General features: G+C 64.0%; 5 protein-coding genes. All 5 read right to left on the bottom strand.

What is annotated here, in order from left to right; genetic code table 11:
- A partial coding sequence (locus QM649_RS16020; protein ID WP_415200066.1) for an ATP-binding cassette domain-containing protein occupies positions 1-309 on the bottom strand: 309 nt, incomplete at its 3' end.
- A 150-nt stretch (positions 310-459) separates the two neighbouring features.
- Entirely contained in the window at positions 460-1182 is a 723-nt protein-coding gene (locus QM649_RS16015; protein ID WP_415200065.1) for an ABC transporter ATP-binding protein, read from the bottom strand.
- A gap of 60 nt (positions 1183-1242) precedes the next feature.
- On the bottom strand, positions 1243-2508 hold the full coding sequence (locus QM649_RS16010) for an efflux RND transporter periplasmic adaptor subunit (protein ID WP_415200064.1): 1266 nt from the start codon (positions 2506-2508) through the stop codon (positions 1243-1245).
- A 186-nt stretch (positions 2509-2694) separates the two neighbouring features.
- Complete coding sequence (locus tag QM649_RS16005) at positions 2695-8079, bottom strand: cellulose synthase subunit BcsC-related outer membrane protein (RefSeq protein ID WP_415200063.1); 5385 nt, start codon at positions 8077-8079, stop codon at positions 2695-2697.
- Between the two features lie 104 nt (positions 8080-8183).
- A complete protein-coding gene (gene bcsA / locus QM649_RS16000) occupies positions 8184-12590 on the bottom strand; it encodes a UDP-forming cellulose synthase catalytic subunit (protein WP_415200062.1) in 4407 nt (1468 codons plus the stop codon).
- Between the last annotated feature and the right edge of the window lie 2 nt (positions 12591-12592).

The raw sequence follows: 12592 nt of genomic DNA, 5'->3' as shown, positions 1-12592 counted from the left end.
CCGACCGTCCGCGGTGTCGTCAACGAGCAGGTGATAGCTCTGGAAGACCATGCCGATGTGCCGCTTCGCCAGCTCAGCGCGCTGCTTGCGGTTCATCGCATGCACCGGCTCGTCCTTGAACCAGTACTCGCCCAGCCACTGGTCGTCGAGCAGCGCGAGCGCGTTCAGCAGGGACGACTTCCCCGCTCCCGACGGTCCCATGATGGTGAGGAACTCGCCTTCGCGGATGTCGAGGTTGATGCGCCGCAGAACCCAGTTCTGGCCCGCGCCCGTCTTGTAGCTGCGCTCGATATTTCGTAGCTGAATCATCTGCTTCCTTGTACCAGCCGGGCGCAGAAAAGCTCCCGGTCTTCAGCGAAAGGCTCCGCACCGCCCGCCGGCAGGCCGCAATATGCAGCCAGTGGCGGGCGGGGTGGGAACTGCCTGGGGCCGCCGGACCATGCCCGGCGGAGGGAGTGCTTACCGTGCTTCGAGAGCCGGCTCGAAGGCTTCGCCTTCGGCAACCACCTTGCCGTCGAAGAGATGGATGTTGCGCTCGGCGTGGCGCGCAAAACGCGGATCGTGCGTCACCATGCAGATCGTCGCGCCCTCGCGGTGCAGGTTCTGGAGCAGCTCCATCACCGCTTCGCCGTTGCGCGAATCGAGATTACCGGTCGGTTCGTCCGCCAGCAGGATCGAGGGAGAACCCGCCAGCGCGCGCGCCACGGCGACACGCTGCTGCTGACCGCCGGAGAGCTGCGAGGGGTAGTGCTTCATACGGTGCGCCATGGAGACGCGCTCGAGCGACTCCTGCACGCGCCGCTTGCGCTCGGCAGCTGACATGCCCGTGCGATAGGTGAGCGGCAGCTCCACATTCTCGTAAACCGTGAGGTCGCCGATCAGGTTGAAGCTCTGGAAGATGAAGCCGATCTCCTGGTTGCGGATGCGCGAGCGCTGCGCGAAGTTCAGATTCTCAACCGCATGGCCATTCAGCATGTACTTGCCGCCGGTCGGCGTATCCAGCAGGCCCACAATCGAAAGCAGCGTCGACTTGCCGCAGCCCGACGGGCCGGACATGGCGACATATTCGCCCTTCGCGATGGTGAGGTGAATGCCCGAGAGAGCGTGCGTCTCGATTTCGTCGGTGTAGAAGACCTTGGTGAGGCCTTCAATCTCAATCAACGACTGCCTGGTTTCCGTCATGCCTCTGCTCCTTCTTCCTGATCTTTCAAACTGCGCTGTGTCCGCGGCGCGAGGCGGGGACTACTCGAGCCGTACCTTATCCGTAGCGTCGTACCTCGACATGTCGGAAAGGATCACACGATCGCCTTCCTTCAATCCTTCGAGGATCTGAATCTGCGTAACCGAAGCCTTGCCTACCTTTACCTGCGCGCGCGTGGCCGTCTTGCCGTCCGCATCGATCCGGAAGAGGCTGATGGTGCTGTCAGGATTGCCGAAGGCCGGTCGCCCGACGTAGAGCACATCCGCCAGCCGCGCCTGATCGATGGTGCCGTCCACGCTCAACTGCGGAACCGCACCCGGGGGCAGGGCTCCATCGAGTGATACGTCAACGGTTCGCGTTCCGTTCACTACCGAGGGATCAATTCTGATCACGTGCCCCTGCACGATGCCGTTATGCGTGTCGACTTCCGCCGGCTGTCCCAGCTGAATATCGTGCGCCTGCGTCTCGGCGATCTGCAGTGCGGCCTTCAGCTTGTCGAGCTGCACGACTTCGGCGACCGAGGTTCCCACCGCCACGTGCTGGCCCACCTGCACCGGCGTCGCCAGCGGAGCGAGCACGCCGCTGATGCCGGCCTTCACCTGCAGCGCCGCGGACTGCTTCTCGTAGAGAGCGAGCTGCGCCTTGGCCTGGTCGATCTTCGCCTGCGAGGAGGCAAGCTGCACCTCGATCGCCTGGCGATTCACTTCGAGCTGCTGCTGGCTCAGGTCATGCTGGGTCGCGAGCTGGTCGGCCGTGCCCTTGGACTTGCTGTACGCGAGGCCCGAGATCACGCCCAGATCGTAGAGCTTCTTGTCCGTCTGCGCCTGCAGCTGGTCCTGGGTATAGTCGGCGTTCACCTGCGCGGCCGCCGTCTTCTTATCCATGAGCGTGCTCTGGAGCGTCGCCTGCAGACTCTTGTAATCCGCCTCGGCGCCCTTGAGCGCCAGCTGCGCACTGAGCAATTCCTGCTCCAGCTGCGGATCGGCAAGGTCCATGAGGATGGTATCCGGTGTCACCTTGGTGCCGGGCAGCACGCGGATGCGCACCACCGTGGCTTCGGTCTGCGCGGGGATCAGCTCGATCGAGTCCTCGCGCGGAACCAGTGTTCCCAGGCCGTGCACCTGCACGACGAGAGGACCGCGCTTCACCGTGTCAGGCCAGATCGTGCTGGCATCGACGGGTGGCGCAGCCGGCTTTAACCGGTAAACGCCGACCGCGATTGCAGCGACGACGACGACTCCGGAGGCAATCCACGCCGCATTGCGGCGCAGCTTCTTTTTCTTAATGTCAGGCCGGGCGATATCCATTGCACCGACCTATATTGCACGCCGCGCGCCAAAGTTTTTCACTGTGGATATCACGCAAAATCAAAGACTTAGCGGCGGACGCCCTCAATCCCTCGAAGCCCCGCTGCCCACAAACAAAACAGGGATGTCCGGAACCGGACACCCCTGTTTTACTGAGCCCTGAGCTCTGAGCCCTGACAACTCGCCTTACGGCACCATCAGCGGTCGGTTCCCCTGGTACGGGAACAGCCCGGTCGGCCCAAGCTCGGACGGATACTGCGGCCGGCCCAGAAAGCGGACGAAGAAGCCCACCGTCTGACTGCCGTAGTCGCGGGTATTGTTCAGCGCGAGGAAGCCGCCGATGTACCAGTGGTCGGTGAGGTGGTAGGACATCTCGCCGTGCAGGTCATAGTTGCCGCCCACCACCGACTGCGCCGAGTAGTACGGATTGTCGTTCGCCGTCTGCAGCGCCGGGTCCAGCGGGAAGAGCGGCGTTGCCTCTTCCTGGAAGGCCTGCAGGCCGAACGCGCCCGCCACCGTGTAGTGGAGATTCACGCCGTAGTGGCCGCTCCACGTCACCGGCACATTCGCCAACATGTAGGCACTCGGCGAGAAGTATCCGCCCTGGCCATAGGTGAAGTAGCGCAGATTATTGGTGTAGTGCATGCCGAAGAAATTCGTGCCGATCGTCAGGTCGCCCTGATCCGGCACGGAGAGTACATGCCAGTACGCGCCCGCCACGCCGTCGATCCGCTTGTTGTCTTCGACGTGATGGCCGGTGAGGTACTGTCCGCCCATGCCGATGTAGTAGCCCGACTTCGCATCGCCCTTCGCATACTGGAGATTGAAGGCGTTGGTGATTACGCCGCCCCAGATGTTGCCGGAGTAAGTCGAGCTGGCCGAACCCGGATCGCGCAGGCCTGCGTAAGAGAGCTGCGAATCCTTCACCGCGTCACGATTGAAGGTGAAGGTGAACGGCCCCGCCGCCGGACGCCAGTTGAAGCGGCCGATGACGTTGCTCACCAGGAACTCGTACGGCGTATAGCCGACAGCCGCGCCCCAGTTGGCTGCCGTGAGCTGCACTTCCCCGCCCACGCCCGAGGCGTTCTGCTGTTCCGCGGCCGAGCCGGGAGCGAGCGTGCCGAGCTGGTTCGCCGTCGTGCCGCCGCCCACCGTCGTGGAGCTGACCGAACTCGACGTCAGCACACCCGAATCGAGGAACGAAGGCGTGGTCACCACCGTGAGTCTCGCCGAGCCGCCCAGCGGCGTCGAAGCTTCGATGGGGGCCTCGAACATTGTCAGCTGGTCGATACCCGCCGAACCGCTGCGGTGCCCGATATAACCGTTGCCGCCGAGCCACGGGCTGTATCCGCCTTCGATCATGGCTAGCTGCATCGCCGCATCTTCACGCGGATCGCGCTGTTTGATCACCCGCTTCGCGCCCCAGGGTCCACGCAGCGGCGGCAGATCCTGCTGCTGCGGAGCATCAGGCAGCGGACCACCTTCGTTCTCCGCAACGGTCGTCACCGTGGTCACGGTCGTCTGCTTCACCGGAGCCCAGCCGGTTAGCGAACGCTGTCCGCCATACACAGACTGGTTCGACGGCTGCGTCGTGGTCGTCGTCGTGGTTGCAGGCTGCGCAAAGCTCATCTGCGAAGGCAGATACGGCGTCGAAGTCGGAGCACCCGTGCTCGATCCCAGGGCCGACCAGGACTGCGTGATCTGCTGCGACGCGCCTGTCGCCTGCGGGTCCACGTAAGCCGAATCGAGATAGGCAGCGTTCACCGGCCGCTGCGCATCCGCAAGAGCGGCCGAAGCGCGGTTGTACGCCTCGATGGTCGGCGAGCCGTTCGGCACATACTGAATCGCGCGGCTCGAGTCGAGCGTCAGCTCCACCGGATCGGCAACCGGCTCGGGTTGCGGCATCGGTGCAGGGCTGGCCACAGCCAGTGTGTTCCAATGCGCCTCGGCCGGATTCGCAGCGGTGATGCCGAGATGCAGCTGCGCAGCGTTCGCGGCATTCTCGCCATTCCCCGAGGCAAGATCCGCATCGGCGCGTGCCTGCGGCATCGCGGGCGGCGCGAAGGCATCCTGCGCCTGCGCCATCTCGGAGGCCGGCTGACTGGTGATGCGCTCGGTCGGCTGCGCCGCATCCGGCAGGCGCCCCGCCGGGATCATCGGCATGTGCAGCGAGGACTGCGGCGAGTAGTCCCCCAGCCGTTCACTCGAGCTGCCCGTGTTCGAAGCACCCGAACCGGCAGTGCTGTTCCCGCCATAGCTGGTGGTGGTCTGCGTCGTCGTGTACGTCTGGTCGGAAGGCGGATTGGAAACGCCCGAGTAGACCCGCTTGCGATAGTGATGCACCGGAGCAGGCGTCGCCGAAGCTGTAGTCGTCGGTGCTGGCTTTTGCACCGACGAGGTTGTAGTGGTCGTCGTACTGGAGGCCGCCGCATGATGCACCGTCGTCGTGTGCTTCACCGTCGGCTGCACGCGCGCGTAGGTCGTGGTGGTCGTCGTCGTGGTTGTCGTGCGCGAGTTGCTGTCTCCAGCCGCGCCGCCGCTCATGGCGCCATTCAGCACCACAGGCGCAGAGCCGGTCTTGTATGGATCGGGACCAAGCAGCGGAGCTTGCCCGCTCGCCACATACACGTTGCCGCCGTTGCCGTAACCCGGCAATGCAGGAGCGGTCTGCGGTGTCGCCTGTCCATCCGGATCGAGCAGGCCTGCCAGGCTCGGTGTCGAGAGCGTCTGCGACGGGTTCACGATATCCGGACGATCGAGAATATGCGCCAGCTGGTTGGCCGGGCTCACCGGCGGCATGGCCGCGATAGAAGCCTTCCAGTACGCCGCCGCACGCGCGTTGTCTCCGCGCGCCTGCTCGAAGCGGGCGGCGAGCGCGAGCACGCTCGGATCGTTCGGATAGGTCGCCAGCGCCTTGTTCAGCCACGTCTCGGCCTGGGCAAGGTTCGGCGCCGCGAGCGCTGCGCCCACCATGCCCTGGTAGTCGGCGACCGTCGGATTCTGCATCGCATCGGCCAGCTCCGGCGAGTTGTAGATCGCAAGCGCGGCCTTCGGCTGCCCGGCGCGCAGATAGCCACCCGCCAGGGCCTTCGTCACATCGGGATTGCCCGGGAATGCCTGCTGCGCGGCCTGCAGCAACTGCAGCGCCTTGTGGCTGTCGCCTGCTTCCGCGGCCTGCGAAGCACGGCGCACGCTCCATGAGGCCCAGATCGTCTGCACGCGGCGGCGCTGATCGTCGGTCAGATCCCTGCGGCTGCCCAGCGCCATCAGTGCGCGGTAGAGATCGCGCTCAGCGGTGAGCTGCGTCGCACCCGTCGCGTCATTGCCCGCGTTGTAGAGCAGCCATGCGCTCTGGATATCGACATCCGCAGGCGGCACGGCATGCTGCCCGCGATAGTGATCCTGAATCTCGGCCAGAATCTGCAGCGAAGCCTTCTGATTGCCGGTCGAGGCATAGATCGCGGCGACCGTCTGCAGATAATCAGGATCGGACTCAAGCTGGCGGCGGATATCGGGAGGAATCTGCTGCATCTGCGCGAGGGCGTCCGTGTCGTGGCCGGTCTGGTGCAGCGCCGACATCAGGCCCTTCCAGCCATCGAGATGGTCGGGATGCGTGATGAGCACCTGCCGATAGACCGCATACGCGCCCGCAGGATCGTTCTGCTCCAGGCGCAGCGCGGCAATCTGCAGCTCGAGGCTCGTCGGCACCGTCTGCCCCTTGTCAGACGACAGCTTGGCCGCGCGCTCGAGGAAACCGATCGCGACATCCGGATGATTCTGCTGCTGGTAGATCGCAGCCACCAGTGAGAGAAAACCCGAGTCCTGCATGGCCGATTCATAGGCCGAAGGCGGCATGCGCTCGATGGTCTCGACCGCCTCCGCATCGTGGTTCGACTGGTGCTGCACCGAGACCAGTCCCTGCCACGCAGGCACGTTCATCGGATCGTCCGCCAGCACATCGCGATATAGCCCCGCGGCCTGCTCATAGCGCTGGTTCGCCATCAGGATGCTCGCATACTGCAGTCGCGTCGAAGCCTTCAGGTTCTTGCCGTTATCCGGAAACGGAATGGAGAGCGCCTGCGCCAGCACGCGCTGCGCCTCGGCATCCTGCCCCGTTGCCTTGTAGGCCGCGGCCAGGTTCGTCAGATACTGCGGATCCTGCGCCATGGCATCGCGCGCCACAGGCGGAAGACTGCGCGAGGTAGCCAGCGCATCGCTGTACTGCGAGGACTGCACCTGCGCATTGAAGAGGCCGCGCCACGCATCGACGGAATTCGGATGCAGCTTCGTCAGCTTCTGATAAATCGCAATGGCGGCGCCCGGCTGCCCGGCCTTCATGTACACGCCGCTCAGGCCTTCGAGAGCTTCCTGCGAGTCGGGACGCAGCGCGAGCGCGGACTGGTAGTTCGAAGTCGCATCGGAGAGCCGGTTGTCATTGAGCGCCGCCGTGCCCTGCTGCATCGTGTTCCAGAAGCGCGAGGTGGTCAGCGCCGAGGCCACTGAAGCATCGTGCGAGCCGTTCTGTTGCGCCTGCTCAAGATAGTTCGCAGCATCGGCGAAGTTGCCCTGCTTCATGCGCACGAAGCCCATGCCCGCCAGCGCCCGTGGATTGTGCGGCTGCTGCGCGATCAGAGCCTGAAAGCGCGATTGCGCGACATCGACCTGGTTGTCGTTGAGCGCGCGATACGCCGCGCCTTCCGCAGGATTCTGCGCTATCGCGGGCGTGCTGGCCGCGGCCTGCCGCGACTGCGCCTCGGATAGATCGCGCGCCAACTCCTCGTCCTTGTGCTGCTTCAGGTAATCGCGAATCGCCGGAGCCGCGCTCGGATTCTGCGCATCCCACACCAGCGCCTGGCGAAGCGCGGTCTGCGCATTCACATCCTGGTCATGCTCACGAAGAATGCGCTCGCCCTCGGCGCGCGTCTTCGGCGTGTAGGTCAGGATGCGTCCCAGCGTGATGCTGTAGCGCGTGTCGGCCGGATACTTCCGCGCCAGCCCGCGCAGTCCGTCGATCGCACCATCGCGCTCCGCCGGAACCGACGCCATGGTGTTGTAGTACGCCAGCGCCCAGTCGCCATCCGGCGGCGTGTTGCCGAAGATGCCGCGATAGGCTGCCAGCGCCTCCTGCGGATGACCGTTCTGCGCCAGCTTGGCCGCTTCCTCGAGGCGCTGATTCTGCACCCGCGTGCTCGAGAGATTCTGAATATGTGAAATTTCCGGATCGGCCGGGTTGATCTGCTTCAGCCGCTCCACGTATTTATCCGCCTGCGCGTTGTTGCCCGCGCGGCGAGCCCAGCGCGCCAGCCCTGCCAGCGCCTCCGTGTTGTTCGGATCGGCCAGCAGCACCTGCTGCCATGTCTGCGCGGCGAGATCGCCGTGCCCTGCCTGCTCCTGTGTGTGCGCGCGGTCCAGCAGGATGCGCACCGCGGCCGACTGCGCGACAGCCGGTGCGGCCGAAGCCGCGAGCAGCGCCGCCAGCAGCGTGATGCGGCTCGCCTGCATGCGAAGAGCGGCGGTAGCGGCACGCAGCAGGCGCGCGCGGATCAGATCAGCGGAAGTCAATGCAGTCATGCTCTCCAAAGTGGCCCGGGTCTTACGCGCGGAGGTCGGACTCCCATGAGCCTCGCCCCCGTCGCGATGATTCTTGTGGAAGATCGAAATCATTCCGGCAGACCTCATTGATAAACCTGGAGGCGCTCACGTGCGCGGCGGCGCAGCCAGGTGCGAATCCATACAGCGAAGACGAAGGACACGGCGAAGACCGCCAGCGCCACTGTCCACGGCATCTCCGTGAACCAGAGGTTGAGCGCCTGCCACCACGGCAGGTAGCCGACGTGGTACACCGCGTTGCCGAGGCGATAGGACTGGAAGGCAGATCCGTGCAGCACACTCACCGTGCCGGTGATTTCGCTGGACTGCGCCACCTTGAGGAAGCGTGCCAGGAAGGGCTCGGCCTCGCCCGGATCGCGAAGAGCCACCAGCACCACTGAACGCTTCTTCGTCCACGGCGATTCGAAGCCTTCGACCACCGCCTGCGGCAGGCCTGTGATGTTGATCTCACCCGAGACCTGCTGATCGATCTGGCGGATCTTCCACCATGCCTTGTGCAGCGGCGCGAAGAAGCCTTCGGTGTCATGCACGCTGAGCCCGTTGGCGGACATCAGCACCGGCATATTCTTCTCGCCTCGGCTCATGCCGGGGTTGTCGTCGCCTGTGCCGATCACCAGGAAGTCGCGATCCACGCCGGACTTCATGTCGTCGGCATCGCCCACCGTCACGCGCAGCACCGGGAAGCCCGTCTGCGCGCCGAAGTGCCCCATCATGGTGAGGTAGACCTCGATCTCCTGCGCGGACGGCGTCTGCGGCAGAACCACTTCTGTCTCACTCAGGTCGGCATAGCGCGTGAATGGGAAGCCCGCGCTGGCGAAAAGGTCGAGGTTGGGCATCGCGGCCCAATGCGCAAAGCCGCGCAGATCGAGATACGAGCTGCCCAGGATCGAGCCCTGCATGTTGATCGGCGTCGTGTCCTTGCAGCCACCCGCTTTCTGCACCTGGAAGGTGTAAATGAAGCTCATGGTGTCAGAGAACGGGCGCAGATCGACGACCGGCAGAGCCATCGTGGTCGAGGTGCTCTTCGTTGGCGTCTTGCCCGGGATCAGCGGCAGCGAGCCGAGATACGCGTGATTCACCTGCACCTGCACGCTCGAGTTCGGCCCGATCGGAATCGGATTGTAGCGATAATCCACGTGCAGAATCGTGTTGTTCTTGTCCGCGTAGTAGAGATCGGGCGGCGTGCGGAAGAAGGTCTCGATCGGCGCCGAACCGTCGGTCTTCATCTGGTCTGGGCTGGTGTAATCCGAGAGCGAGATGCGGTGATCCGTGCGCGCCCAGCGCGGCGCGTCGTCAGGAATACGCTGTGCAGGAGGAGTGAAATCGTGCACCGTGACGGTCGCACCCTGGATGCCGTTCCATCCCAGCGAGAGCGCCTGCGCCGCGATGATGAGCTGCTTCGCATCCGCGCCCGCAACGATCAGCACCTTGCCGTAAGGATCAGCAGGATTCGGACGAACCGCGAGCGTCGGTCCGCTCAGCGCGCCGAGGTTGAAGCCCGCCGGCAGCGAAGAAGGATTGTCCGAAACCAGCACCACGTTGCCGCTCGGCAATGTGCCCACAGAGGTCGGGAAGCGCACCGGCCGCGAGTTCGCCTGCACGCCGAAGTAGGAAGCGACAATGCCCGCAGCCTGCAGCGCATCCTGCGTGGGGTTCGAGAGGAATGCGATCGGCACCACCGGCGCCTGCTTCAACGCATCGTCGAAGAACGGCAGCGGCAGGAACTTCAGATCGTCTGCCAGCGGCAGCAGCTCGCCGTTGATGTCGAGCGTCGAGGTGGGGTCGACACGCGACCACAGCACCGTGTTCGCCGGATCCTCGCACACCATCACATAGTGGCCGATGAACTCGAAGCTGATCTGGTTGTTGCGCACCAGCAGATCGGCGGGCAGTGTAAAGGTCTGGTCGAGAATCGCATCGCCCTGCGCGGGCGTGGCAGGCGGCTCGACCGTGCCCACCAGCGTGCCGTTCAGCATGACCTTGATATGGCTCATTGCCGGGATCAGCCCGGGCGAAAAATGATAGACCATATGCAGCGTCGCGGTTTTCACGATCTGGTTCTGCTGCAGCGCGAAGGGCAGCGTAAAGGTGCTGTCGATGCCGCGCATTTCGACCGGCGAACTCATGCCCAGCTCGCCCAGCGTGAAGTGATTGTGGAACTCGCCTCCCGAAGCAGCTGCGGACGTATCCGCGGCATGCGATGCGGGCTGCGCGTGCAGATGCATCGCCGCGCCCAGCAGCAGCGGGAACAGCAGGATCGAAGCCACCTTCTTCGCCACCATGCTGCCCTTGCCGGCAGCCTTTACGCTCTGCTTGCGCTTCGGCTTGAGAATCGAAAGCGTCTCGCGAATGCCGATACGCGAAAGCTGCAGGATGCGCCAGAGGCTGCGGAGCGGCTGGTCGACTTCACGGGACTCGCCCCAGTTCAGCCACGTGTCCGCGCGGGAATAGAGAATCATGGTGAGCAGTTCTTCCTCTACAAGGGAAAGTTCGTCGAATTGCAGTCGCAGCGCGTTCTTCTCGCTGGAAATCACGATTGCAGGCAGCTCGGCATCGCCCAGCCGCAGCGGGAACGCGATGCGGATATGCTGGCCGGTCGCCAGCTGGCAATCTTCCTTCATATGGATCGCCGCGCCGCCGCTCGAAGCGTCGATCGTCTCCCCGGCAAAACTCACCGAATCGGAGATCTTGATCCTGACCGGCACGGTGAAAGTGATGCGCACCTGCTGCCGCTGCTGACGCGACTCGCGCGCCACGGCCGTGGCCACCGAGAGAATCACGATGTTGAAGATGGTCCAGATGCCGTTCATGATGATCGTGCCCGGATGCGTGCCATCCCAGAAGTAGCCGAGCCCCGGAACATGAAAGAAGCGCGGGATGGTCATCAGCAGGCCGAGAAAATTGAAGAGCATCAGCACGATGAACGGCTGCGCGATGCGGTGGTCGAAGAAGTCCTGCTTCACCACGCCGCCCTTTGCCGTCACGTCGAACTTGCCGAGCTTCGGATTCACGAGCGCCATCATGGTCGGCAGCAGGATGTACGGCGAAAGCACCGTCTCGTAGATCTCATTCCAGAACGAGTGCCGATGCTGCCCCTGCACGCGCGAGTTCGTCACGTTCGAGAGCACGAGGTGCGGCAGCGCATACGCGAAGATCGCCGCCCAGTAGCCCGGAACGTTGGTGTGCGAGAGCAGCAGGTAGATCAGTGGCGAAGTCAGGAAGATCAGTCGCGGCAGCGCGTACATGAAGTGCGTCATCGCGTTGAAGTAGCAGAGACGCTGCGCGAAATTGAGACCCTTGGCAAACAGCGGATTGTCCGTACGCAGGATCTGGATCATGCCGCGCGCCCAGCGGATACGCTGCTTCACGTGGCCCGAGAGACGCTCGGTCGCCAGGCCCGCCGCCTGCGGAATGTTGATGTAGGCCGTGTTCCAGCCGTTCATCTGCATGCGCAGCGAGGTGTGCGCGTCCTCAGTCACCGTCTCGACGGCGATGCCGCCGATCTCGTCCAGCGCCGTGCGGCGCAGCACAGCGCAGGAACCGCAGAAGAACGTCGCGTTCCAGAAATCGTTGCCGTCCTGCACAATGCCGTAGAACAGCTCGCCCTCATTCGGAATCGTGCGGAACTGGTGCAGGTTACGCTCGAACGGATCGGGCGAATAGAAGTGGTGCGGCGTCTGCAGCATCGCCAGGTTGTGGTCCCGCAGGAACCAGCCCATCGTCATCTGCATGAAGCTGCGCGTCGGCACGTGATCGCAGTCGAAGATCGCCACGTAAGGCGAAGTCAGCTTCTGGAGCGCGCGATTGATGTTGCCCGCCTTCGCGTGCTTGTTGTCGGTACGGGTCATGTAACCCACGCCGGCCTCTTCGGCGAACCTGCGGAACTCCTCGCGCTTGCCATCATCGAGGATGTAGACGTGCAGCTTGTCCGCCGGCCAGTCGATGTTCAGCGCCGCCAGTGCGGTGTAGCGCACCACGTTCAGCGGCTCGTTGTAGCTGGGGATCAGCAGGTCGACGTGCGGCCAGTCATTCGGATCTTCGGGCAGCGGCACCGGTGCGCGGCGCAGCGGCCAGATCGTCTGCATGAAGCCGAGGAACAGGATGATGAATGCGTAGGTCTCCGCGCCCACCAGCACGAAGATGAAGAACGCATCCAGCGGTCCCCACTTACTGCCCGGATCCTGAAAGAAATCAATGACCGTGCCGATGCGCCACCACGCATAGCGGAAGGTGGAGAACAACGACATCACCATCAGCGCCAGCGTAATCAGGTACGCATTCGAGACGCGCGTCAGCCACAGCGCCAGCAGGATCGTAAGCAGACCCATCACCGCCTGTTGCGGCCAGGTGAGCGGCACAATGCCGAAGTAGAACATGCAGATCAGTCCGAGCAGCAGCAGCGTGGCGCGGATCAGAGTGGGCAGGAAGCTTTCGCTGTTCTCTACTTTCTGCCAGACATCGGGTGAAGCCATGT

The sequence above is a fragment of the Silvibacterium sp. genome (assembly GCF_047605705.1).
Classification (GTDB): Bacteria; Acidobacteriota; Terriglobia; order Terriglobales; family Acidobacteriaceae; genus Silvibacterium.
The sequence above is the reverse complement of the archived record's forward strand: the minus strand, read 5'-3'. Positions and strand labels throughout refer to the sequence as shown.